Here is a 24,945-nt window from a genome sequence, read left to right on the forward strand (position 1 = left end):
GTCGAGACGCCCGGCCGTTGCTTCACGGTTCCTCCGTCGTGTGGCCGTTCGTGACTGCGTCCGATCCCCCGTCAGGATCGATCTCCGGGTCGGCGTCGACGACGTCGTTGAGGTCGGCCGCGTGGACATCCTCGTGATCGGCCTCCATCGCCATCTGGAGGTCCATATCGCGGTTCATCACGTGCGGGAGGTCGGTCATCTCGAGGTCCTCGTGGAATGCCGCGTCTCTGGATGTTCCGTCACCCTCGGCGAGATCGATCCCCTCGACGCCGGCGAGCCAGTCCCACGGATCGAGCGCGTCGTCCAAGACGGTGTGCTCGAACGGCCCGCTCCGGATTTCGAGGCGGCGCCGCCCGTGGACGCTAGTCGCCAGTAAACACTCCGAGTAGTCCGAATCCTGTCCGCGGGCTGCCGTCTGGATGAATCGAATCTCGTCGGTCGAGAAGCCGTAGTACTCTGCCGTCTGCTCCGAGACCGATTCGGCGTAGAACAGGCACTTCACGTCACAGTTCTCGTAGACCTCGCGGCGCTCGTTCGTCCGGACGAACTCGTGGGCGGTTTGGCTCATCAGCGTCAGTCCAGCCTCGTAGTGACGCGCGTGGCGGATGTACAGGTTGATCAGGTCCCGGGCAGCGGGTCGGCCCAGTAGGTAGTGGGCTTCGTCGAACGTGACATCCACCTTGTAGGGCGACTGCTTGGCCTCCAGGTAGGCCCACGAGAGCATCGCATGGAGGATGAGCGGCATCTCGCCGGTGTCGGCGAACGAACTCATGTCCATCACGACGAGTCGTGAGGAGAGATCGAGGTTCGTCTGGCCGTTCAGGTTGTGGTTGATACCTCCCGGTTTGAACGACTCGAACTTCGGCTGGAGGCTCCGAGCGAGTTCCTGATGATGGTCGGTCGGCGTGACAATCGTATCCGAGATCGAGATTACCCCTCCGTGGAGAGGTCCCACCTCGTCGCCGAGCTCCGCCTCTTCGGCGTTCGGAACGCCGTAGGACTGGAACTGTCCGAGTTCGACTCCGTCGATGACACCCGCCTCGTGGGCGGCTTCGAGGCCGCCGGCAGCGATCACGTTGACACCGCGGATGAGGTCGTCGAGCGTGGGTGACTCCCGCCCGTAGGTGTCGAACTCGCCGAGGATGATTCCCTTCGAGATGTAGGCGTAATGGGCGGCCTGAATGAGAATGCCCTCCTCGCCGGCGGACATGCCGTCACGCTGGTCGAAGTGAGTGTGGAGCATCTCGATGACCGACCGAATCGTCAGCGCGTAGGTGTCGTCGCCGTTCTCCTGTTCGGCATCCGCCGGCGGCGAGATGTCCATCGGATTGACGGTGTAGTTCCCGCCGAAGCGGATCACTTCGCCGCCGAGGGACTGTGCGAACCGCGGGTAGTCGTCACCCGCCGGGTCAAACAGGATGCACTGGACGTTCGGGTCTGCGAGCAGTCGCCGGTAGATCTCCAGCTTCCGGAAGTAGCTCTTTCCCGACCCCGTCTTCCCCGAGATCGCCATCGAGTGGCCCGACAGCGCGTAGCGGTCGAGGATCACAGGCCGCTTCGTATCGTCGAACCCGAACAGGACGCCCTCGGGGTCGTAGATGGAGGGTTCGACGAGGTTGAAGAACGTCCCCAGCGCCTCGAGCTGAATCGGGTGCGTGTTGTCGATGGTGTCGCTCGCTAGTGGGGCGACCGATCCAATGGCCTCGAGTTGCTGGTGTTTCACCGGGCTGAGGTCGACGTCCTGTTCGGCGAGGATGGCCTCCACCCGGTCGAGCATCTCGTCGAGGCCCTCCTGCGTGTCGGCGACCAGTTCGAGGTAAATCGCGACATCGTAGAGCTTGGTCGTCCCGCGGATGGTGTTCCGCAGGAGCCGTTCGAGGTCCTGCCGTTCGAGTTCGTCCTGGTAGGTGTCGGTACGGCCGCGTTTCTGTTTGACCGACAGCGAGGTGACGGCCTGCGTGTAGCGCTTCTGGAGCTGGCGACGGACGTCTTTCGCGGCCCGCGGCTGGACGTGGAGCGACAGCCGCAGATCGACATCCGATAGGGTCAGCGGCACCAGCCAACCGAGGCCCACCTTCCGGGGGAACGAGGTCACCGTGAGAACCTGCGAGATGCGGTCGTCACGGACCTGGAACTTCGGGTAGTCCTGGACGACTCGGGGAGCGATGAGCCGCTTGTCGAGCTCGCCGCGCTCTTTCAGGGTTTCCATCGGGGTGGCGAGGTCGACGTCGTCAGCTTGGAGCTGGTACGCCGCCCACTCGATGTTCTCGGTGGTGGTCTCGCGGTCGAGCAGCGCGAGGTAGTCCAGCGCGTGGCGCGTCTCATCGCCCGAGAGTTCGTCGATCGGACGCCGCTCGACCGACTCCTCTGTTGTCTCGTTACTGAACGCCTGGGTGAATCGTTTGATCATCTCTTGGTCTCTGCGTGTACGGTCGGGGTGATCGGTCGGCGGTACAACTCCTGAAATCGCTCAAACATCGGTTCCCTCCGGTGGATCTGCCCCACCGTGATCCTCGTCGACCGCGTCGGCAAGCTGCTCGACATCACCCTCGATTACGTCGAGAGCGCTGCGACGGGCCCGGAGCGCAAGTGCGACGCCGACGACCAGCAGAAACAGCCCCGCGGCGTACACCTCGACGACGAGGGCCGTGGTCCCGGTCGGCGTGCTGGTCCACTGCGTCGGATACGCCTGCTCGAACAGCCCCACAGCGACGGCCGTCACACCGACGCCGGCGAGGCCGATGGCTGTCGATCGCCGTCCCGACGGGAGCAGGATGACCAGACTCAGCAGGAACGTCGGAAGGCTTCCGGCTGCGAGCCCGAACGACGCCTCTCGCACGAGCAAGTACGGCACATCTCCAACCTGACCGCTTCCGAGGAACGCACTGAGGGCCGTGGCCGCGAACAGGAGCGCTGTCGCGAACAGCGTCACGCCGGCATATACCGACAGTGGCGAGTGGTAGTGCTTTCCGCGTCCGATTGGGCCGACCGTTCGAGCGTACCACGCGAGGATACGGGAGTTGTCGACCTGGTCGATGTATTCCTCTTGGACGCGCCCGCCGTACGGCAGATCACCTGTCGACTCGGGACGAGGCTCGGGATCGGATTCCGGGTTGGCGAGTTCAGCTTCCCGGTCGGCCTGCTCGAAGGCCGTCGCGAGGTCGAGCGATTCGCCGGTCGTGGAGTCCGTCAGCGTGTCTTCATCCGGCTGTGTGAAGACGCCGTGTTCGAATCTAATCGGGGCTTCTTGGCCTCGGTATACCTGATAGAGAATGTCGAGGACGTCGGCGCGGTCATCGAGGATAGTCGTCTCGACCTGCGTGCGCGGCAACTGCGAGGCGACCCGCTGAACGCGGGCCCAGACCTCGTCGAGATATGGATCTTCGTCGTCGACAGTCGCCGCGCGACCCCCGAAGGGGAGTGCATTGGTGATGGCGTCGAAGCGGCCACCCTCTTCGTCCTCTCCTTTCTTGACTGCGACGGCGACGAAGAAACGCCGGTCGCGAACGTTCGCAAGCGCAATCGTCCGGTCCAGCCACTCGGCGTGGGCGATCCGGCCGTACTCGAGGAGTGGCGAGTCGGTCACTCGGTCGCTGTCCGTCCCGACCACCGCACCGCCGTCCGTAGCTGGTTCATCTGCAATCTCTTGATCGTCGACGGTCGCGGTCGGCTGGCCGGTCGGTGTGCCGGGAGCGTCAACCCCGACGAACTTCTCGATGTACTGGTCGCCGTTGAACCGAGTCGTGAGCGTTAAGAACTGCGTTGGGAATTGCAGGCCCCGCAGGAACGTCATGTACGAGACGTACAGGCTATTCCGGCGTTCTTCTGAAAGCGTGAGCCACTCGCGAGGCTCGATCTCGATCAACATCGTGTACGCCGTCGGTGTCTCGATGACCCCACCGTCGCGAACGTTTTCGAAGCCGAGGAGGTCGAGTGTCGACCCTCCAGCGCCCGCCCCGTTCTCGGGGGTCACGGTCTGTCCTCCGGCGTCGACCCGTCGATATTCGGCCGGGTGCGTTCGAGGCCACTGGGGTAGGCGAGGTCGACGCCTTCGGAATCTGGTGACTGACCAGCAGTTGTCACCGGGGGTTTCGTAATCCACTCGTCTTGGGTGACGCCGGCAGCGAGATCTCCATCCTCGGGGTCAGGATGTCGCCAGATGTAGACGTTCGACCCGGTCTTGTACTGGAAGACGGCATGCGCATACCGCAGGGGACGCTGGCCGGGCGGCGTCTTCAGGAAGATCAGCCCGCCGACACCGATTCCGAGGGCGAAAAGCGGGAAGGTGAACAGCAGTGGAAAGCCGATGGTGTAGAGGACGGCACACGGCGCGAGTGGAATGGCGAGCGACTCGGCGAGACGCTTCACGGAGAAGCCAAGGAACTTCGACTCTAGCAGGTTACTCGCAACCGGGACGGGGTCGGGCATCTACTCGCCCTCCTCGTGGCACTCGTCCCCGGACGGGAGAATACCGCCGGCTTCCAGCTGCTCGGCTCCCTTGATCAGCATCCCCCGCCAGTTGACACCGTGGCGTTCGCGGACGGCCTCGAGCCGCTCGAATTGCTGGTCGTCCTTGATGACGATACGGGTCGAGGTCATCGCTCGGCCCTCTCTGCAGTGAATTCGACAGCGCCGCCGTCCCCGTGGTTTGTCTCGGACTCGACTGTTCGGAGCGTGCCGTTCGCGTCGAACAGGCGCGAATCGAGTCGATGATCGGTGGTGGACGTATCCGTGTTGGCTGGTGTTTCGTGCGTCTCGGTATCGATGGCTGACTCGGCGGGTTGCTCACTGGGGTCGGTACTGTCCTGTTCCGACTGGCGACGTTCACGTTCGGGGTCGTCCGGTGTAAGCGCGAACCTTAGCTCTCGGCCCTCGAGACGCTTGGCGCCTTGGATAAGCATCCCCCGCCACTGGACGCCGTACTTGTCCCGGATCGCCCGGAGTCGGCGGTACTCCGCCTCGCTTCTGAATTGAATCTCGATTTCAGGCATTCTGGCTCACCGGTTTCAGCTGGCACTCTCGTCGAGAACTACGGCGGGACGCGGCAGATTGAAATCTGGAGTCACCGAGAGCAGGGTTCCGAACGGCGCCACCAGTACGACGTCCGTCCGGAGGATGGACTGTGATTGCATCACACCCCAGTGGTCCGTGGGACGAGCATTTGTTTATTTCAAGAATGCGTAACGCGTAACACTGCGTCGGGCGCACGGTTGCGTCAGCCGCAAACCTGCGATTTCCGCATTCTGAGCGAACTTTTGAGCCGGTTCTGCGTCGCTCCAGACCACAGTATCATGTCACCGCTCCCCCTGCTCCTCACCATCCCGGCGTTCGCCACTCGGTTCGTCGCGACTACCCAGGATCTCCTTCTCCCGGTCGCGGGGCCGCTCACTCTCCCGATAGGGCGTTGGATTCCCCTCAATGAGCACCCCTTCTCTGCGTTCGTCCTCGCTGCGGTTGATTTCGGCTCAATGCTGGACTTTCCGGCGTGGACGAATACCGTGTTCTCCATGGCTGGCCTCGTCCTGCTGGTTCTCGGAGTGATGGCGTGGCTGGGAAGCCATAGCGGATATCGTCGGGCGTGGGGGCGACGGATGGCTTTCTCCGGAGGTGGCTTGTTCGTCGTCGGAACCGCGTTCGGGACCTTCGTCGACCTCCTGCAGTATGTCCTCGGATAGGCGTCGCGGTCGAGTGCGTGATGCGTCTCCATCGACGATAGCTTCGCTGTGGCCGTGTCTTCGCGACCGAATTCAGGCTGTCGTCGATCCGATTCGAGGCCACCTGATTACTCTTCCCGTAGCAGTTCTCGGGATGGTACTCATCATCGTCTCGAGCGCGGTCATCGGTGCTGCTGCGGGTGCGCTCGTCATTCCCAATCCCGAGCCAGGTGTCGAGAAACACTACGACGACACGTTCCGGGTCCTCGCGAGCAACGATCGCGATCCCGGACGCAGTTCTCAGACCGTCGGCGTCTACGAGTACGCAGACAACGGAAGCATCACGGCCGTCAACAGGACGGTCGTCACCCAGCCAGTCCAGCTGTGGGACTCGAATATTCAGTCGCGAGATGCTTTGGTCATCGCGAACGAGTCCGATATGTACCAGAGCGGACTGCACGGTTTCGTTCAGATCCCCTATCGTGACCGCTGGACGCCGCTAACGGACTGGTGGAACACCGAGTTCCGAATCCTCCCGCTCTACTCGGCTGACCCCTCCCGAGCGACGAGTACCGACGGTCACTATACAGTCGAGGTCCGCCACCCGAACGGCTGGTGGAATCCGGTGTACAACGCCGAGGTTGAACGCGTCGACGGCAACCTCACCGTCACCAACCCGGACGAGGCGCTCGTCCTCTCGTCGTACTACAGCACGGTGATCGACCGGAAAATCCAGATCGTCGAAGGTCTCCTCCAGCACTCTGCGATGGCACCCAGTCCGGCAGCCGCTCGAAGTACATCCTCGGTCCCGACCCGCAATGGGAGCGAAGTATTCCCCACGACCGACGGTGCAAGTGTCGGCCTCCAGTGGCGCCCCGGCTCCCACGAACTGGTCCGGGATGCCTACGTGGGGAACATTGACGTCGCCCCCGGGGTGTGGTATCGCGGTCGATACATCACCCCGAGCTGGCAGCTGTCCACCTACGTTCCGTGGGACTACCGGGTCGACGTGCCGTCGGACTACAGCGAAAGCGGGTCCTGTACCATCGGGAACAACACCTACTCGCTTACTCGATGGGCCGACTACCGGCTGCTCGATTCGGATGCAGAGGTTGTGAACGTCACCGCCGGGAACATCAGTCTCGACTATGCTCGCCCGGGAATGTGGACGACGGTCAACCTCACCAGCTCGGCCCCACGTCGGCTCCCGCCGGGACGGTACGACCTCACGGCGACGCTCCGCATCGAAACCGAACTGGAGACACACTACGGCGTGTCGAGCGCCCGCTGCTCAGAGTGGGACTCGATCCGGACGACCAACCGGACGGTCGAACTCCAGTACACCGTGCCCATCGAGACGGTCAACAGCGACGACCTCTCGGTGGACGTCCAGGTGTACGACCGGCCCGGTCGAGACGTGGTCTCGGTCAACTGGACCGGCGAGCAAGGCCTCGCTGCCGGCGCCGCGGCGTGGGAGGATGTCGAGGTACAGATCGGCGAGAAGACGATGTACGTGACCGCTCCGTGGCGGTTCTACTCGGTTTCGCGGAACACCCACGTCGAAGAGCGGACGAGCGGCGGCACGACCGCTGTCGAGGCGTCGCACTCCTATCGGGGCACGTATCCGGCGATGCTCCACTACCGAATGAGTCCGGCGAACGTGAGCGTCCTCGCCGACCAGCCTGCCGATCAGCACATCTGGTGGAACCGAACGTACGTCGCCCGGAATCGGTCCGTTCCGGCAACGCCGCTCCCAAGTTCGATCATCGCGACGCAGAACACGAAACCGACGTACCTCTACGACCAGTTCGCCGGGGTCCTGAAGAGCACCGACCAGGTGACCGGCGAGTCCGTCACGGCAGAGGCGAGTGACGTGTGGGGGCTTCCTGTGGATACGTCGGTGAGTGTGACCCGCTATCGGGAATCCGAGCTCACCGTCACTGTCAACCAGTCTGCGGGGACAGCCGTGGTGTTCCTCACGAGTGCGACCGGCCTCCCGCTTCCCGGGCGTACCATCACTTTCGACGGGGCAGCCGTAGACAGCGTCACAACTGGCGCGGATGGTCGGGCGACCGTCGACGTGACAGGGACGATCGTCCGAGCGCATTTCGCTGGTGACTACTGGCGCGATTCGCGTCCGACCTACTATCTCGACGCCCACGGATATGGCGTGTCACAGACGGCGTTCGTTGGTGGGGCGACCGGGGTACTCGGCTACCTGAGCGCGGCTATCTCGAACGCAGCCATATTCGCGGAGTGGCTGGTCTTCGGGATCTTCGCGTTGCTGTGGATGCGATTCATGCGGGAGCGACCGGCGAGCAGGCGGTAGTGCGAACCTCAGAGTATCGCCGGGAAGTAAAACCAGCACAATGCGAGTACTTGACCGACGATTCCCCCGACTAAGAACCCTGCATTCCATACCCTCGAGTCGGCCCTAAACAGTCCGAACCGAAGCGGAAGCGGGGACACTGGTCGGAAGGGACGAACTGTGTGATCACCGCGACCGACGGTCAGCGCATCCGCCAGCAAATGTGAGATGACCCCGAGGAACACCGTCGTCCCGGCGAGTACCGCAATCGGCCAAGCAGGGAGGACGACCGGCGCTGCCAGCAGGCCGACGTAGAGCCCTGCGCAGGCGACCGCGCCGACACCCAGCGCGAACCAGACGGTGTGCGTCGGCCCGCGGTGGGGGAGCCAATCGTAGTCGTGGTCGAGATCTGGAAGGCGACAGACCGCTACTGCGACCACCGTCATGGCGAAGCCGACGATCCCAAACAGCCCTGTCAGTGGGAGCATCAACAGGAGCGCGATTCCTCGGTGTCCATCCCTGTGCATAGTCCGGTCGGTGCCACTCCTAATCGGGGCACCCTCATTCCCAGATTGGGTGACTCCGATATAGTCGTTCTCGGTGTCTGAGGGGCTGTCCCCACGAAAATCCCACATCGGCCGTAGCTCTGTGGTGATTGGGCCTATTGGGATTAGTGCGAGTCTTCGGACTTTCGGATGTAACTAGTAGCAGACATGTCGAAATCGGCGTGACCGATACAGAGTATGAGCCTTGTTTAGACGCTCCTGAAGACGTCGGTCAGCGATTCTATTGGCTGAACAGAATCCATCCATGAGTGCTTCTCTTCCCGATTTCGTTCTTTGAGCAACGACCGTAGCGGACGATCTACACCGCGTCTAAACAAGGCCCAGAGTATGTATTCAGTGTCTCGTCCGTGTTGGTCTCACACCACAATCGGTCGACTCACTCCTCACGAAGGTATGCGGACGCCTCACGGCGTCCCGCGCCTAACAGGAGGACGCCGAGAGCGACGAACCAGACGATCTGGGTAAGCCCGAAGATGCCCCCGCCGATCTCACCGAGTGCTGGAATCGCCGAGATGATACCTGCAGTCCCGACCACGAGCCCGAAGTAGTTCACCAGTCGGTGGAGCGCCCGCGTCCGTAGCGCCACCACGCTCACGAGTAGCGTCCAGAGGCCGCCGATAATCTCGTTACCGCCGCCCAACCCGTCGATGACCGGACTAACTGCCAGCCAGACCGTCGTCGCCTGCGTCGGGTCGGTACTGTAGAGGTCAACGACGACGCCCGTCGCGAGGCTGGCAATCATCCCGCTGGCGATGACGAGGCCGGCCCAGATGAGCCCGAAAGCGGTCGTCGCGCGCATCAGCATCGGTGCGTCGGCTTTGAGATGCTCGTGAAGCGCCAGAACGAGCGCCACCAGTACGATACCGAAGACCACGTAGATGAGCAGGTACATCGCGTACAGACTCGTCTCGTTCGCGACGAACAGTTCGACCTGTTGGAGCGCCCCGGTGACGCTCGCAAAATCGAGGATGACGAGGAAGTACGCGATACCGGCCACGTAGATGGCCGCCTCGGTGAGCGCGGCCAGACCTCCTACACGAAGATAGTTCCACCGACTCACACCGGTCGGCCGCTCAATACTTTCGACTGCTTGGTTAGTAGACGACGCCATTTTTATCGCTGATGTTACAGTAGTCGTCTGAGAAGATAGTCGTGTCGAGGGTTTTTCATCCGACAGTCAGACTGCTCTTCGTTCGCACGACTGCCGCAGGATACGCTCGTCGTCGTACTCAACGGTCGGCAAAAAAGCGTCACGACAAACTGAGCGCAACTGGGCAGCGGACTACCTGAGCGGATTTCGACCGAGCAATGTCCCAATCCTGGCGAGCGCACTCAGGAGGGGGAGCTGAAGCCACCACGGAATCCCTGCAAGACGCACGTCCTCCCGGTAGTGAGAGAGCACCGCCGCCACCGCGAATAGATCCGGTCGGCCCCCTGCCCCGGCCTCGTAGAGCGCTCGAATCGCGGATTCGAACTCGCCGGGCGGGCGGAGCGTCGTCCGAACGACGAGGATGTCGTCGTCGCGGTTTCGGATACTGTGGGCCTCTCCGGGTGCGATGGTCAGCGATTCGCCGGGAAGCAGGACGTGAGAGTCACCGCGAACCGTCACGTTGGCCCGACCCGCCATCACCTTCGAGCGTACCTCCGACTGTGGGTGCAGACGGGCGGGTCCGCTATCGGTTCCCGGCGGAAGAACGCCGTCCATCATCAAGTACGCCCCCTGTTCATCGACACCGCGTTCGAGGAACGTGATACGTGCTCCCGTCGACAGATCCTCGGCTGTGCTTGGATATCCGACTGAATCGTTCTCTGAGGGATCACCTGGTACCATCGACTGATGTTCGTTCGAAAATCGGCTCATCCGGTTCAATAGTGCTCCAGCGGTCGTAACCATTCCGTACGTGCTGTTCGCTGGCTGGATGTGGCCTTCCTCCTACGGACCCTCGTCCCGTTGAGTCTATTCCCGGTAGCGACTCTTCGAGCGTTCCCCCAGTAGCGGCCTAGGAGATACAGAGGCCGAAGTGGGAAATGGGATTCATTGTGGACCTCCGATCCGTGAAGATCAGAATAGTAGCCCCACGGAGAGCGTCAGTGACAGGGTGTTCGCCCACGAGAGGCTGCAGCTAGTATTTGACTGTTGTCGACGTTACTACATGCATGGCCCACATCCTTACTGTGTTCGGAACCGGCGAGGGACAGACCGAAAAGATAGCCGACAGCATCACGGAGGAATTCAGAGCCCGTGGCCACGAGGCAACGACGGTAAACGTCGCGGAGATCGATTCCGAACTCGATATCGACGAGTTCGACGCTGTCTTGATCGGTGCGTCGGTCCACTATGGAAGACAACAGAAGTCGGTGAGGCAGTGGGTTAAAACGAACCGCGACGTGCTGGTGCGAACGCCGAACGGGTTCTTTCAAGTCTCCGGTGCGTCCGGGGCGAAAAACGACGAGGGGCTCGCAGAGGCGACGGGATACCTCGACAAGTTTATCGACGCCACGAACTGGCAGCCCGACAGAATCGCCCTCTTCGGCGGCGCGCTACGCTTCTCAGAGTACGGGTTCCTCAAGCGAGCGCTGCTGAAGTTCATCGTGAGAAACCAGGAATTCGAGACGGACGAGTCGGGAGACGCCGAGCTCACCGACTGGGAATCGGTCGTATCGTTTGCCGGCGAGTTCGCCGTGTTCGTCGAGGAACGACTGGGCGAAGCGGTCGAAGCAGACTGAGGACCGACAGTAAGCGACCGGTTGTCGTTCACGAACTGACACCAGGCGGCCACTGCTTCGGCTGAGACCAACTGAATAGGGAGAGGGCAGAAGTGCGACACATCTTGGGCCGACGAACCCAGTATCGGCTCAGTGGATGAACCATAGAGAGTGAGCGACTTGCCCTCCCTATGCAACAGTGCTTGTCTGAAACATCGAGGTTATAATCGGTATGCGAGATACAGACGCTATAGACAGCACGACACAGCCCTGTTTCCAGCTCCCCGGCGTCTCTCCGAATTTCCCTGATTAACCGATTACCCTGGTGGTCGCGACTGCATGCTTGGTGCCCCCCTCGAGAAACTGCAGGAAAGGTTATCTCCTCTGACACCCTTCCTATTTAGCAGTCCTTTCAGACGGTCCCTTGTGACCCGAGTACCATTCGACGGCGCTCCACCGCTCGGAGTCGTTCGGACAGGATATCCGGAGGCGTATCAATGGCAACCACGACAACCGAATCCGTCGAGACGCATCGACCACGTCGCATACGGCCCGTCTCGACTAAGACAACTGCACGAATCGCGGGACTGCTCTACATCCTGATTTTCGTTACTGCAGGCTTCAGCGAGGGGTTCGTCCGCGCCACGCTGATCGTCCCAGGCGATGCGGCCGCAACAGCCGCGAACATCCTCGCCTCGGAGGGGCTGTTCCGGCTCGGGGTGGTCAGCGACCTGATCGCCTTCTCGGCCGACGCCATCGTGGCCGTCCTGCTGTACGTCCTCCTCCGCCCGGTGAACAGGACCCTCGCGCTGGTGGCCGCGGCACTTCGGCTGGTCGCCCACCCCGCAATTGCGAGCATCAATATGCTCAACCAGTTCATGGCACTGCAACTCCTCACTGGTCCGGAGTACACGACTGTCTTCAGCCCCGAGCAACTGAACGCGCTCGCGCTGCTGTTGCTGACCGCTCACGGGTACGGCTATCTCATCGGTGGGATCTTCTTCGGATTCCACCTGATCGTGTTAGGGTACCTGCTCTATCAGTCCGAACTGTTCCCCGCGATCCTCGGCATTCTCGTCGTCCTCGCGGCGTTCGGCTACCTGACCGAGAGCTTCACGTTCCTGCTCGTGCCCGCCTACGAATCGTTCGCGTCGACGGTCGTCCTCGTGACGGCCGTCGTCGGGGAGATCGCCCTCGCACTGTATCTGGTCGTGCGGGGCGTCAGGCCACAACAACCGACGACGCCGGAGGCAGCCTGATGACCGCAGTGACACCCCAGGAGAGTTCAGCGGCGATCACGACCGACGTGGAAGCCACCACCATGCATGCAATCGTTCAGTCGGAATACGGTGGCCCCGAGGTACTGGAATTCGCCGACGTTGAGCGGCCCACGCCGAATCCGGACGAAGTCTTGGTACGCGTGGTTGCTGCCTCCGTTGGTGCAGGCGACTGGCACCTCATGCGTGGTGAACCGTTCCTCATCCGTCTCATCTACGGTGGCTACCGCCGACCGAAGTTCCCGACCCCCGGTGTCGACATCGCAGGGCAGGTCGAAGCAATCGGCCGAGACGTCACCGACTTCGAGCCGGGCGACGAGGTCCTCGCTGACCTCTCCGAACACGGATTCGGTGGCTTCGCAGAGTACGTGTGCGTCCCAGCGAACGCGGTCGTCTCGAAACCCGAGACTGTCTCCTTCAGGACCGCAGCGGCGATTCCGACGTCGGCCGTCGCCGCCCTTCAGGCGCTTCGTGATGCCGGCGAACTCCAGTCCGGCGAGCACGCCCTCATCAACGGCGCGTCCGGTGGCGTGGGGACATTCGCGGTGCAGATCGCCAAGTACCTCGGCGCCGAGGTAACGGCGGTGTGCAGCACCGCGAAGATGGAACTGGTCCGCTCGATTGGTGCGGACCACGTCGTCGACTACACCGCGGAAGACGTCACCACCACCGGGAACCAGTACGACCTCATCCTCGACACGGCGGGATCGCATTCGATGCGGTCCTACGGACGTATCCTCACGCCGATGGGACGGTACGTCATGGTTGGCGGTCCCACGAGACGATTTGTCGCGGCGATGGCGCTCGGGCCAGTGCTGTCGGCACTCGGGCGGCGACGGTACTGTGGGTTCTCTCTGAAGCCCAACCCCGACGACCTGCGATTCCTCAGTGGACTCCTCGAATCAGGCGATCTCACGCCCGTCATCGATCAACGGTATCCGCTGAAACAGGTCCCCGACGCGATCCGCGATCTCGAAGCAGGCCGTGCGACAGGGAAACTCGTAATCACCGTCGAATGACACTCGCATCCCATGGGTCTGCTCAACCGGTGGTCTGTATTGGGTGATTCTACTGAGTTGTTTTAATCGCAACTACGTGCGAGATGTGCGTGCTGTATCTCGCACAGTGTTTCTGACAGCGAGCATAGAATACACAGAGAAATACGGATTATATCGCTAATCCCTATAGCTCGCTCTTATCGGCCTGTCTCACGCCGCAACTGTGCGCATCGCGCACTCTGTGAGAGTACTTGCGTTCAGTCCGCCTTCTTCGCTTAGATGCCGTCGGTTGCCGACCTCATCGACCCCGCGTTCAGGCTGTTCACGGTTGCCGAGCTGACGGCCCGGTACCTCTCACTGACCTTGCTGGTCATCGGGCTCATCGGCTATTTCACCGCGAGGACGAACTCCCGCAGGGCGGTTCGATATCGTGGGATGATCACTGGCTCGGCTGCGGCGCTGGTCGCGATTATCGGCCTCTCTGCGTTCTACGATCTCGTCGCGTTCGTGATGGGTGGCTCCGGATTTCTCCCGCCTGGCTGGCCCTACGGGTCGGCCGGTAGCGCTGGGTTGCTCCCGATCGCTCAGGCCGCTTCGGGGATGTTGTCGTACATTGGCCTCGCGTGCTTCTCGCTCGGGGCCGCGCTATGGGCGGCGGGGACACCTCGAGGACGGACGTGGACCCGCGGCTATCACGGGATCACGTGGGGGCTCGCGATGATCGGCGTTTCGATGGGGGGGCTCCTGTTCACAGTCATCGCTGGTGTCTTTGGGATTTGACCACCCCCGCTCGTCATTAAACGTCAGAACTGGATTTGAACTCGATCTGATCACCAGCAGAAGGAATCTCGTGGTCGGATATCGGTTAGATCCGACCCCGCTCGACTGGTCTGTACTCAGCGTTGAGTTCCTCTGCGGTTGCGAACTCGACTTGGTCGAGAAGCTCGTTCACCGCCTCGTCGTAGGACTGCCGATCAAGCAGATTTCGATTACTGAACGCACGGAGTCGGTCGCGCGTGTTCTCTTTCACGGGGATTGAGTACCGGCTCATCGCGAGCACTCCCCGGGGTTGTTCGTCGTCCCAGATGTGTCTGGTCGTGTCATGGCGGTCACTATCGGTCGGCTACAAGTCGGGACCGCAACTACTTGCTCGTCTCTATGCGAGAGGGTAACAAGCATAACTGTTTCCCTCAACCCCACATAGAACCCACCAAACACTGATATACGCGCACCTGTGCGTCCGACGCAACCGTGCGCGAGGCGTAAGATTGCGACTTACGCATTCTTGAAACAAACATTACAGCACCAGTCGAACGGCCGGTGTGCAATGACGAGCACTATGACCGACTCCGACCTCGACATGTACCGCCGCCGGCTTCGTCGGCTTCGCCGCGCCCTCGACTTCGAGACCGTCTTCATCACGGCATTCCTGTCGCTACTGGTGTTCGTCGGTCCTGCCGCCGCTCAGGCTAGTGGCCCTACGGGTGGGGGTGGCGGCTCGGTCGCCGGCTGGGAAACCATCCTCACCAACCTGTACGACGTCGTCTACACGACGCTCCAGTACGCCGGTCTGACCGTGCTAGTGCTCGGACTCATCGTTTGGCTCACCGCACGTCGGAATTCCCAGCGATCCGAGACTGGGATGAAACTCACGATGGGCGGTGGCGCGATGGTGATCGCCTACTTCGGGCTCGGAGCGCTCGTCTCCCTGCTCGAGTTCATCGCCGGGTGATCGTTCCGCGGCGTAGTCCCCGCATTTGGTACCCAAGGACAACAGTCCGATTACCATCCAACCCCCCATCATCGAAGTGTAAACGGCGTTCGACCCACCCCCCGTCGTCGGAGTGTAAACCCCGTCCGATCACACCCCCCGTCATCGATGTGTAACTCGTGTCCGAGGGCCACTTGGTCGCCCGCTATCCTCGCCGATGGTGAGCGCAAGGCAACCGGACGCGACCCACGCCTCGACGGGCTTCATTCGTCTCGAGCCATGTACCCCATTCACGCCAACCAGTCGTATTGTCCGTCGAGCCATCGATCTGCCCTTCTTGGGTGCTGGTCGTCTCGCCGCTCACCGACAGGAGACCGGACTCGATGACCGGTCGCTCAACCAGTGACCGGCCGGGTGCGAGTGAATCATCTCGCGACCCGCGGTTCCCGAGCATCGACGAGGCTGATATTCAGCGAGCGCTTTCGACACGGCTCGGTGGCGAACCCTCCGACGATACAGAGCCGCGGGCGGGACAGCCCGAGGAAGATTCACACCAGGGGCCCGAGACGGACAACGCCGATGAACCGGCCTATCCAGAGGGGCCGTCAGAGTCGGAGGAACACCCAGGAGACAACTCGGACGGTGAGGGTCCACGTCCGTACATCAAGATCACCCCTGCTCGTGAACAGGTCACTCCAGACCACGTCATCAAAGGACTCTATGGACTCTACCGCGCGGGAAGTGGCCGCACACTCCCGTTCCATGTCGAGCGACGCCTCTCGTTCGTGAGTACGCACCACTCCTTCGAATTCCTGATCCACAAGCCGGAGGCCACACAGCGGTTCGACTTCTATCTCGGCGTTCATCCCTACGAGGTCGAGGCAGTCGAACATCTCGCTGCGAACGTCCGGGCGATGTATCCCGAACGCTTCCGCTTCGAGATCGTCCCCTTCGCGACCAGTGCTGTGTTCGTCGACGACGCCGAGCCCGATCGAGCTACCCTCGCCGATCTCGAGTCGTTCGAGGGACTAGATGAGCTCGCGAATCTGGAGGGATTTGACCCGGGACTCTTGGATGGTGCGAACGATCCAGACGCGCGAGTTTCCGGTCCCGATGACGGCGATGATCCGACACCTCCGGCGATGGTTCGCTGGGGCGGCGTCGAGACGAAGAACAACGACTGGATGACGTTGCTCTCGCAGTTCAGCGAAGTATCCGTCGACATCGAGGAGGCGTTCCGCTCGCCGCTGAGTGTCCTGCTCGAACAGGCCACCGAGACGAACGAGCCGTTCCTGTTCCAGGCGGTGTTCACTCCCCGGCGCGACTGGACGAAAGAGGCGGAGGCCCACAAGCGAAACCTGAAGATGGGCACGACGGGGATGTGGAGTGCGTTCAGGCAGGAAGCGGGCGCGATGCTGTTCGGCACCTCCGAAGAGGAACGTCGACAGCGTCACCGTCCCGACACGCCCGAGCAAATCGGTGGAACCCTCTCGGGCGGCGGTGACGGCCCTTCGACCCGGCATAGCCGGATGGGGCAGATCGATCTGAAACAGCCGACCGTCACGTTCGACCTCTCGTTGCGGGCTGGTGGCGAGCCCAGCGTCATCAACGGTGTGACGGGCGCATTCACTGCCCTTAGCGGACCATACTATGGCGTCGAGGGGGAGGCCGTCGATGCGGTGGATCGCGAGTTCGAGGACCTCTGTGGCGCACGTCTCGGCCGGACAGGGATCCGCGAGCGTTTCGGAAACACCAATCCGATTATCGTCACCAGCCCCGACGAACTCGCCAACTTCGTGACTGTCCCGAATACGGGGGCCCTTCCGAAGGCCAGTCGTGGCGCGTCCGGCGGGTCTCCCGACGCCCGGTCACCGCTCACCGCGACGGACGAGGAACTGCTCGCGAAGTTCGACACCGGAATGTGTATCGGGGAGGCCGAGACCGCCACGCCGGACCGGCCGAACATTCCAATCAGTCTGACTGCCGAGCAGCTCACCCACCACGTTCTCCGGGCATCGACGACGGGGAGCGGGAAGACGACCGCGATGGTCAACGACGGGTTGAGTGCCTACGAGGAGCTCAATGGACCGATCTTCATTTTCGACAAGAAGGGCGGTAGTATGGCGACGGAGTACAAGCGAGCGCACTTCCGCCGATTCGGCGATCTCGACGAGGTGATCCATCTCCCGGTACCGGGCCCGAACGGTGAGCTTCCAGCCTTCCCGTTCTTCGACATCCGACCGCAGGTGGCGGCCGGGATGAGCCGCGAGGCGGCGGTCCAGGAGAAGGTCGACCGCTACAACGAACTTCTCGAGTACGTCCTCGGCGAGGAACAGCACAACCAGGCGTTCGTCGCTCAGGAAATCCTCTCGAATCTCATCGTCGCTCTCTTCGACCCGGTGTACGGGGACGAGGCCTTCGCGATCAGCGACCTGCTCGGGGCGGCCACGCGGATGCAGACCGAACAGGTCATTCCGGACGTGAGCGACCCCGAGCTTCACGCCACACTCAGGCGGCACTTCAGCGGGGACGAACGTCGTTTTGCCACCTCTATCGATGCGGTACTGAACCGGATTACCAAGCTCAAAGAGCGGGACTTCATCTGGCGGATGCTCAATTTCGCCCCCGAGTGGGACGACGACACTCGCCAGTATGCCGACGAGCAGATGTTACTCGACCTGGATCGGCTACTGGACTCGTCGAAGGTCATCCTCGTCGATACGGGCGAGTTCCGTCCGGCCTCGAGCAACGTCTTCACCGTGTTGATGCTGGATTACCTCTGGTCGTGGGTCCGGCTTCGCGAGCGCTGGAACAGGGGGGTTCCCGACCCCGACGAGGGGTACTGCGTGAACCTGATCATCGATGAGGCGGCGCCGATCATGCAGGCGAGCCTGGTTCGCGATGAGATGATTCCCGATGCTCGCGAGTTCGCCCTCGCGTTCGAACTGATCGTTCACTTCCCCGAACAGGTGAAACGCGACGCACTGGATACGCGAGCCTACAAGGAGATTCTCCGGAACATCAACACCAAGCTGATCGGGAAACTCGCCATCGACGACGAGCTCGCGACGACGCTGTTCCACGAGGAACTCGACGCGATCGAACTGTCGAACCGGATCGCCTCCCTCCCCCGGGGTGAGTGGCTGGCCCAACTCCCGGACACCGGATTCATGACCGACACGCCAGAGCTGGTGACGCTCAAGCCGCTCCCGATTCCGTCGGGACACAGCGACGGCGAGGAACCGATCGACGCCGGGACATACAGCCCTGACGCGGGGACGACCTACCAAGAGGCGGATGAACTCCAGTGGTCGCGAACCCGGTTCAGCTACTGTCTCGTGCCGGGCGTGAACAGCCCGCCGGACGCCGCACAGCGAGCCGCGCGATACGGAACTGGACCGTTGAACAGTGAGGCTATCCGTTCGGAATCTCCGTCGGATTCGTCGACGATCCCGCCGACGGCCAACTCCTCTCATTCAGATCGTGAGAGGTCCTCGAATACGACCGAGCGGGATTCAGAACCCGATTCGACGATATCCGGAGACGACTCTGCGGACCGCCGTGATGACTCCTCCAACGAGGGTCGAGCGGATGGTCAGGTCGGTGGTGCCTCGAACGAGTTTGGCACCGTTCTTGGAACCGGGAGCGCCCCACGCGGTCCATCTCCGGCTGCATCCGATTCGACTGCCGGGATTTCCGATGACTCCGCTGCAGGTCCCCCGACAGACGATGGCCGTGCCGCTGCGGATGCGTCCTCGGGGAGTCCCCCGGCCAATGGAGAATCATATTCGCTGACTCCAGCAGAGCAACAGTTTCTCCGAGACGTCATCGCAGGAATCAACGGGGAACTGGAGGGGTACGACCTCACCCAGTCGATGACGACGATCCGGAACGGTGTCGACGGCGAGATCGACGAGGACCGGCTCGTCGAGATGGGCCACCTCGAACTCCAGTCGGTCAACACGCGGAAGTACTACTATGTCACTCCGGCAGGGCAGGACGCGGTCGATCGGACGATCTATTCGGGCCGCAACGACGGTGACCCGTTCGAGAAGACCGTCCACAAGGTGTACGTCGAGTACACCGCTCGCCACCTCCGAAATCAGGGCTTGCTGGTGGAGACGTACTACGAGCCGATGGCCGGCGGGATGATCTTCGATGTCGCTGCGTTCCTCCCGGGCGACGGTGACGGGCGGACGCTGGCGGTTATCGCCGAGGTGGTGACGAACATCCGTCCCGACCTGATGATCAAACACTACGACGACCTCGCGAGCTTCGACGGCGTCCGGAAGATGTGGGTGGTGCCTCACACCGACGTTGCGCACGAAATTATCAGAGTTCTGGCCGATGATGGACGGCTTCAGACGGTGCCACATCGAGACATCGAGAACTATACACGTCTCTCCGAGCAGGCATTCGAGAATCCCCGAGAGTGGCGGTTCGTCGGGGGGCGGAATCTCGTCCGAATGGTTGACCGGACGGACGGGGAGGTCGACCGGTGACGATCTGGGTTAGTTGTTGGGCGCACGGTGCGCTCGATAGCTGCTCTCGGCCGCGCTCCATCCGTGCTGGGCCAGTTGACTCGACACCTATACTAGTAGTTTGGGAGGGGAGAACTCGCTCAACTGTACCGGAGGCGCACGGGCTTGCGATTTCGAGCGCACGGACACGCACCCACCGCCCGCTCCGGCGCACAGCGATGCACGGCGATTTATCGACGCCTCGAATCGGGCGTGATCGGCACAGGTTCACCAACCAGAGACGAACATCATGAGTAGCGATATCGACGTCAGTCTGATTCCCGAGAGGTTAGCCGATCTTGAGCAGTGGATCTGCTGGCAAGAGACAGAACGTGACGGGAAAGCGACGAAAGTTCCGATCAAGCCCTACCATACCAACGGCACGCCGAACGCCAGCGCGACAGAGGCCGGCCACTGGCGAGACCTAGAGAGCGCACTCGCGTTTCACGAGAGTGACCGCGTCCGGACCGACGGGATCGGCTTCGTGTTCGCGCCCGCGACGCCCATCGTCGGTGTGGATTTGGATGACTGCCGGGATTCCACAACGGGCGAACTCGCATCGTGGGCCCTGGACATCGTCGACCGGCTGGATTCCTACAGCGAGGTGTCGCCCTCGGGGCGGGGCGTTCACGTCATCGTTGAGGGCGAACTCCCGCCCGGCCGGAATCGGCGCGGTGACGTCGAGATGTATGACGAGGCTCGCTTTTTCACCGTCACGACCGACCACATCGAGGGGACACCCACGTCCCTCGAGCGACGGCAGGATGCGCTGCTCGGTGTCCACTACGAGTACGTCCAGTCACCCTCCGATGGGGAGACGGCGCCGGTCGATCTCGAGGCGGCCGCCGAGGATACCCGTCGTTCCGACTCGTCAGCGGACGAGCGCGGACTGCAGGCTGGCGAGCCGGCAGCTGGAAAGGAAGCCGACGAGACGGAGACCTCGGAGACAGCCACGGCACTCGGATCGGACTCGGGACTGTACGCCCGCTACGGACTGGACTACCCGGATATCGAAGACCCCGGTCTCGAGGCCGCCCTGCACGGACTGAGTCCGTCGGCGCTTCCCTCACCGCTGCCGACCTCGATGGACGACATCGCGGGCCCGGGTGTGGATCTCGACGACGAAACGGTACTGGAGCGTGCGATGGACTCGAAGAGTGGTGATGTCATCGAGGCGCTCTACGACGGCCGCTCGGAACTCTGGAGCGGGCGGGATAGCCGGTATCCCTCGCAGTCGGAGGCCGATATGGGCCTGTGCTTCTATCTGGCGTTCTGGACTGGCGGCGATCCCGACCGGATAGATCGTCTGTTCCGCGATTCAGGGCTCATGCGAGGGAAGTGGGAAAAGGTTCACTTCGCCAACGGGGCGACCTATGGCACGGTTTGTATCGCCCGGACGCTCCTGACCGTCGACGACTACTACACGCCACCGTCAAAGTCCCCATCGTCCTCATCGAACGACAGCCGCCGGCCATCAGGCGAAGCCGGCACCTCTCCTGAGTCGGCCCACAACCCTGAGCCGGCACCAATCGACGCCGGGGCGGTCGAGGACGCCCGGCGGCTGGCCGCGAAGGTCCAGCGCCAGCAGCGCGAACTGGACGCGAAGCGCGAGCGAATCGCGGAACTCGAAGCTCGGCTTCGACAGTACCGGGCCGTACTCGGAATCGACCAGCCCGACGATAGCGCTCGTTCGAGGGAAGACGGGGTCGTCGACGCTGTTGCAGGAAACGGGGATCAGGGTGATTCCCGATCCTGGAACGAGAGGTCTATCGGACACGTTGTCAAGGGGTCCTCCGGGGCAGTCTCGAACGGACAGGGGAACAGCGAATGCGAGCCGACATCCACCGACGGAAACGAGGACACTCGTGATGCCGATGCGGAGTCATCCGGACCAGACACGAGATCTTCTACCGGGTTGTCTCGTCGGCTTCGTCGATGGTTTTCCTGACGCACCCGGTTGTACCGAGACCGCAGCCGTGGCTGTTCCAGCCCTTCCGTCTGTATTTATCCTCCTGAAGGGGGTGAGGAGATCGCGAGAGCGGGCGACGTGTCCGTTGTCCTGACGACGACTGGCTGCAACAGCGAGCCGCACTCGTGAATCCTCGGAGTTTCGAAATGTCCAGTGCAACCACTCTCGACCTGCAAGACCGTGTACAGACCATCACCGACGCGTTCGTCGCCTTCGACGAGGACCGAACCGAACCCGCGTTCGCCCTCGACACCGAGGACGTGACCGCCCAGCTGGAGCGCCTGTGTGCCTACCGAGTCCCGATGGACGAGGCCGTCCGGACGCTTGTTCGCAAGGCATGTGGCGACGCCGACCTCGAGCGAGCCGATCTCTCGGATGACATCGCCCGGCTAGCTGGCTACAGTGGGCGCTCCCGCGGATTCTCGCGAACGATGTTCGCCGACGTCGACGAGGCCGACCAGTGGATCGACGTCGTCGCCGAGGTCGTCGAACTCTGGGAGCCCCGGAGCGAGAAGATCGCCCAGGTCGGGCTGCTCGGCGACGAGTCCGGCCGCCTCAAGTTCGTCAAGTGGGCGAGTGCCGACCTCCCCGAACTGGAGGAGGGCGAGGCCTACCGCTTCGAGAGCGTCGTGACCGACGAGTACCAGGGCCGGTTCTCGGTGAGCTGTAACTCCGCGACGGCGATCAGTCCTTCCGACGATGTCGTCGCGGCAAGCGACGGGAGCGTCGCGGTCGTCGGAAGCATCATCGACATCCAGGAAGGTTCGGGCCTGATCAAGCGATGCGGGGCCGACGACTGCACGCGCGTCCTCCGGAACGGCCGGTGTGCGGAGCACGGACAGCGCGACGGCGAGTTCGACCTCCGCATCAAGGCGATCCTCGACGACGGCAAGCGATCGCTGAGTGCCCTGTTCGACGCCGCTGCCACCGAAACGGTGACCGGCATCTCGCTGAGTGATGCGACTGACATGGCGATGGACGCACTCTCGACGGACGTGGTCGCCGAGGAGATCAGCGCGCAGCTGCTCGGTCGGCGGTATCGGCTGACCGGGAGCGTCGTTGGGACGTACTTCCTGGTGAACGATTCCGAGGATACGACCGACGCCCCGGATGGGTTCGACACCGACGCGATTGAGCCGGCGCTCACGGCCCGCCAGCCGGCTCGGCGGCTGTTCGCCGAGGAACTCAACGGGACCACGGAGACGTTCCAGGAGTCCGACGAGGAGCGGGCGCCTGTTTACGGCCTGACCCCGACCGGCGTGGACGTCAACCGCGTGTTCGTCGTCGGGACCCTTGCAGAAACCGCCGACATCGGCTCCGACGCCGAGTACTGGCAGGGCAAGGTGTTCGCTGCTGACTCGCCCGTGTACGTGTACGCCGGGCAATACCAGCCCGAGGCGATGGGGGTGCTGCGAGCAGCGGTGCCGCCGGCGTACGTCGCGGTCGTCGGGAAGCTGCGGACCTACGAGCGGGGTGACCGGACGAACGTGGCCATCGAACCGGAGTCAATCACCGAGGTCGACGAGGCGACCCGAGACGCGTGGGTCGCCGAGACGGCCAGCCAGACCCGTGAGCGGCTCGAGGCATTCGAAACCGGCGACACCCCGTTCAGCGAGGAGGCGACGGAGGCCTACGGCGAGGACGTGAGTGGGGTCGAAGCGGCGGTTGCGGCTGTCGCTCTGGAAGACGTCGCCTGAGCGATTCTAGTCCTCCCCCCGGATTGTGACGGGTTTGCTGATTCTCTAATCACCTGACAGAATCGACCTGCCGAATAGAGAGCGCGTATCGGTCACGCCACCTACGGAATGAGGACTGATGCAATCTTCAACTACTTCAGATCCCTCCTCAAGAGTTTCTTTAATCTCGGTGGCTGCCGCTCAGCTCCGGCATATGTCCAAGAAATCGACTCAGAAGTATGATCACAGCTCTCCCGCTCGACAGCGGGACGCAGTGAATAGTGTAGACTGAAAGGCCTCTTTCTACTTTTCGGCTTTGAAAGAGGTCTGGTTGATTGGTGTCGGTGGCAACTCTGGGTAAAAGTAGTCCATCTACTTGACAGCAAGCCGAAACAACTTTATAAGAATCTTGGAAAGTACGCTGTATGGATGGACTTGGCCGTGAGACAGTTGATTCGCTCGGAACCACGGTTGACGACTTGGTGGCTATTGGCCGGCTTCTTGACTCTCCTCGGTTAGCGCATATTTGGTTCACTCTCCATGTAGAGGGGAACGTCGTGGTTGAAGAATCGGATAGCAACCCGTTCTTGTGGGATGGGATCACCGTCTCTGAGTTACTGGAGTATCTTGACGGAGATATCCCTCAGTCGACGCTGTATAACGACATGGATGAACTGGAGGAAGTCGGTGCGGTAGAGATTGCATCGGAGGGCCAGCCTATGGGGTACAAGGCGAATTTCTTCCAGGCCGAGGCAGAGAACGTGGACAAGGTGGGTGATGGCAGCTTGATTGGGCTGCAGATTATCGCTCTAGTCGGAGAGGCGTACACTGATGAAGCGGTTCAAGAGTTCCTTGATGAATACGGTCACAGTCTTCTGAACGATGTACTCCAGATCTACGTCGCTTCTGTGCAGGGAAGGCTTGAGAGGAGTTTTGTCGAGATGTTTCCCGAGGCTGACGAGGAGGATGTGGAGGCGGTTGTTCCTGCTATTGAGCGGGTTCTGTTTGAGATGAGCCGTGATCCGCTCTGGGGGTATGATTACCGGGATGAACTGTCGACACTGAGCGGAGAGTAGCCCTCAGCATTTGATCTACCATCGATCGGCGGGGGAGACTTCCATCAGCATCCAGGCGAACAAGATCAGTAGTAGGCCGCTGGGCGGAGAGTACAACAGTATCAATCCTCCCAGCAGTGCCAGGCCGAATGATGCGACGGCGGGGAGGCCTCCGCTTTCTCCCATCACAGTGAATCCGTACAGTAGTCCGAACACGGTTTCCATGGTGAGAAGGGCCTTGATCCACTCCGGGTATTGTGTCGGAACTACTTCGAAGAGTTGGGCCAGTTCTTCGGCAAAGGTGCCCAGCGGTGATACGCCGATGGAGATCATTAGGCCGCTTGCGATGGCGATCCCGGTTACGGTGCGTTGCTGATTGTTTGTCTGGAATGTCTCGATAAGTCGTACTATGACTGCGAACAGGAGGAAGGCCGCTATTCCGCCGCCTATCCAGTGGAGGGCGATTTCGGGTTCGACGGTGGGATCTGAGTGAACGCTGGCCATT

General features: G+C 62.0%; 20 protein-coding genes and 1 pseudogene. 11 read left to right on the plus strand and 10 right to left on the minus strand.

Annotated features, from left to right (window positions below; genetic code table 11):
- Nucleotides 1-22: 22 nt before the first annotated feature.
- The 5 genes from NDI79_RS22665 to NDI79_RS22685 are packed head-to-tail and all read right to left on the minus strand — an operon-like array spanning nucleotide 23 to nucleotide 4,991.
- Entirely contained in the window at nucleotides 23-2,410 is a 2,388-nt protein-coding gene (locus tag NDI79_RS22665; protein ID WP_310930886.1) for a VirB4 family type IV secretion system protein, read from the minus strand.
- Between the two features lie 60 nt (nucleotides 2,411-2,470).
- Nucleotides 2,471-3,973 (minus strand): cell division protein CdpA domain-containing protein, encoded by a 1,503-nt coding sequence (locus tag NDI79_RS22670; RefSeq protein ID WP_310930887.1) that lies wholly within the window; start codon nucleotides 3,971-3,973, stop codon nucleotides 2,471-2,473.
- Nucleotides 3,970-4,428, minus strand: a complete 459-nt coding sequence (locus tag NDI79_RS22675; protein ID WP_310930888.1) for a hypothetical protein — start codon at nucleotides 4,426-4,428, stop codon at nucleotides 3,970-3,972. The genes NDI79_RS22670 and NDI79_RS22675 overlap by 4 nt, the downstream gene beginning before the upstream one ends.
- Nucleotides 4,429-4,599, minus strand: a complete 171-nt coding sequence (locus tag NDI79_RS22680; protein ID WP_310930890.1) for a hypothetical protein — start codon at nucleotides 4,597-4,599, stop codon at nucleotides 4,429-4,431.
- Nucleotides 4,596-4,991, minus strand: coding sequence for a hypothetical protein (locus tag NDI79_RS22685; protein ID WP_310930891.1), 396 nt, complete (start codon nucleotides 4,989-4,991; stop codon nucleotides 4,596-4,598). Before NDI79_RS22685 ends, NDI79_RS22680 begins: the two co-directional genes overlap by 4 nt.
- 300 nt (nucleotides 4,992-5,291) lie before the next feature.
- On the opposite strand from NDI79_RS22685, the gene NDI79_RS22690 reads away from it, so the two are divergent.
- Entirely contained in the window at nucleotides 5,292-5,675 is a 384-nt protein-coding gene (locus NDI79_RS22690) for a hypothetical protein (RefSeq protein WP_310930892.1), read from the plus strand.
- Between the two features lie 133 nt (nucleotides 5,676-5,808).
- A complete protein-coding gene (locus NDI79_RS22695; RefSeq protein WP_310930893.1) occupies nucleotides 5,809-7,983 on the plus strand; it encodes an Ig-like domain-containing protein in 2,175 nt (724 codons plus the stop codon).
- 8 nt (nucleotides 7,984-7,991) lie between these two features.
- Here the strand turns inward: NDI79_RS22695 and NDI79_RS22700 are convergent, their stop codons facing one another.
- From NDI79_RS22700 to NDI79_RS22710, 3 genes are all read right to left on the minus strand, one after another.
- Complete coding sequence (locus NDI79_RS22700) at nucleotides 7,992-8,597, minus strand: metal-dependent hydrolase (protein WP_310930895.1); 606 nt, start codon at nucleotides 8,595-8,597, stop codon at nucleotides 7,992-7,994.
- 307 nt (nucleotides 8,598-8,904) lie between these two features.
- A complete protein-coding gene (locus NDI79_RS22705) occupies nucleotides 8,905-9,588 on the minus strand; it encodes a hypothetical protein (RefSeq protein WP_310930896.1) in 684 nt (227 codons plus the stop codon).
- 222 nt (nucleotides 9,589-9,810) lie between these two features.
- Nucleotides 9,811-10,422 (minus strand): cupin domain-containing protein, encoded by a 612-nt coding sequence (locus tag NDI79_RS22710; protein ID WP_310930897.1) that lies wholly within the window; start codon nucleotides 10,420-10,422, stop codon nucleotides 9,811-9,813.
- 263 nt (nucleotides 10,423-10,685) lie between these two features.
- Here NDI79_RS22710 and NDI79_RS22715 point away from each other — a divergent pair, with 263 nt between their 5' ends.
- The 4 genes from NDI79_RS22715 (at nucleotide 10,686) to NDI79_RS22730 (ending at nucleotide 14,289) form a co-directional block, all read left to right on the plus strand.
- Nucleotides 10,686-11,255 carry a flavodoxin domain-containing protein gene (locus NDI79_RS22715; RefSeq protein ID WP_310930898.1) on the plus strand — a complete coding sequence of 190 codons (570 nt, stop codon included), beginning with the start codon at nucleotides 10,686-10,688 and terminating at the stop codon, nucleotides 11,253-11,255.
- Nucleotides 11,256-11,731: 476 nt separating this feature from the next.
- Nucleotides 11,732-12,493 (plus strand): DUF4386 domain-containing protein, encoded by a 762-nt coding sequence (locus NDI79_RS22720; RefSeq protein WP_310930899.1) that lies wholly within the window; start codon nucleotides 11,732-11,734, stop codon nucleotides 12,491-12,493.
- Nucleotides 12,493-13,530, plus strand: a complete 1,038-nt coding sequence (locus NDI79_RS22725; protein WP_310930900.1) for an NAD(P)-dependent alcohol dehydrogenase — start codon at nucleotides 12,493-12,495, stop codon at nucleotides 13,528-13,530. Before NDI79_RS22720 ends, NDI79_RS22725 begins: the two co-directional genes overlap by 1 nt.
- A gap of 258 nt (nucleotides 13,531-13,788) precedes the next feature.
- Nucleotides 13,789-14,289 carry a hypothetical protein gene (locus NDI79_RS22730; protein ID WP_310930901.1) on the plus strand — a complete coding sequence of 167 codons (501 nt, stop codon included), beginning with the start codon at nucleotides 13,789-13,791 and terminating at the stop codon, nucleotides 14,287-14,289.
- Nucleotides 14,290-14,374: 85 nt separating this feature from the next.
- On the opposite strand, the gene NDI79_RS22735 is transcribed toward NDI79_RS22730, so the two are convergent.
- Nucleotides 14,375-14,560 (minus strand): hypothetical protein, encoded by a 186-nt coding sequence (locus NDI79_RS22735; protein WP_114587353.1) that lies wholly within the window; start codon nucleotides 14,558-14,560, stop codon nucleotides 14,375-14,377.
- A gap of 276 nt (nucleotides 14,561-14,836) precedes the next feature.
- Between NDI79_RS22735 and NDI79_RS22740 the strand changes: the two genes are divergently transcribed.
- The 5 genes and pseudogenes from NDI79_RS22740 to NDI79_RS22760 all read left to right on the plus strand — a co-directional run bounded on the left by NDI79_RS22740 (nucleotide 14,837) and on the right by NDI79_RS22760 (nucleotide 24,461).
- Nucleotides 14,837-15,241: a hypothetical protein gene (locus tag NDI79_RS22740; protein WP_310930902.1), complete on the plus strand. Its 405-nt coding sequence runs from the start codon at nucleotides 14,837-14,839 to the stop codon at nucleotides 15,239-15,241.
- A gap of 362 nt (nucleotides 15,242-15,603) precedes the next feature.
- Nucleotides 15,604-19,722 (plus strand): ATP-binding protein, encoded by a 4,119-nt coding sequence (locus NDI79_RS22745; protein WP_310930903.1) that lies wholly within the window; start codon nucleotides 15,604-15,606, stop codon nucleotides 19,720-19,722.
- A gap of 268 nt (nucleotides 19,723-19,990) precedes the next feature.
- On the plus strand, nucleotides 19,991-21,688 hold the full coding sequence (locus tag NDI79_RS22750) for a phage NrS-1 polymerase family protein (protein WP_310930904.1): 1,698 nt from the start codon (nucleotides 19,991-19,993) through the stop codon (nucleotides 21,686-21,688).
- Between the two features lie 323 nt (nucleotides 21,689-22,011).
- Nucleotides 22,012-22,818 (plus strand): annotated as a pseudogene (locus tag NDI79_RS23730) (replication factor A); the annotation flags it as partial.
- Nucleotides 22,819-23,810: 992 nt separating this feature from the next.
- The gene (locus NDI79_RS22760; RefSeq protein ID WP_310930905.1) at nucleotides 23,811-24,461 is read left to right on the plus strand and encodes a hypothetical protein; all 651 of its coding nucleotides are present in this window, start codon (nucleotides 23,811-23,813) and stop codon (nucleotides 24,459-24,461) included.
- Between the two features lie 15 nt (nucleotides 24,462-24,476).
- On the opposite strand, the gene NDI79_RS22765 is transcribed toward NDI79_RS22760, so the two are convergent.
- The gene (locus tag NDI79_RS22765) at nucleotides 24,477-24,944 is read right to left on the minus strand and encodes a hypothetical protein (RefSeq protein WP_310930906.1); all 468 of its coding nucleotides are present in this window, start codon (nucleotides 24,942-24,944) and stop codon (nucleotides 24,477-24,479) included.
- Nucleotide 24,945: the final 1 nt, after the last annotated feature.

The sequence above is a fragment of the Halogeometricum sp. S3BR5-2 genome (genome assembly GCF_031624635.1).
In the GTDB taxonomy this organism is placed as follows: Archaea; Halobacteriota; Halobacteria; order Halobacteriales; family Haloferacaceae; genus Halogeometricum; species Halogeometricum luteum.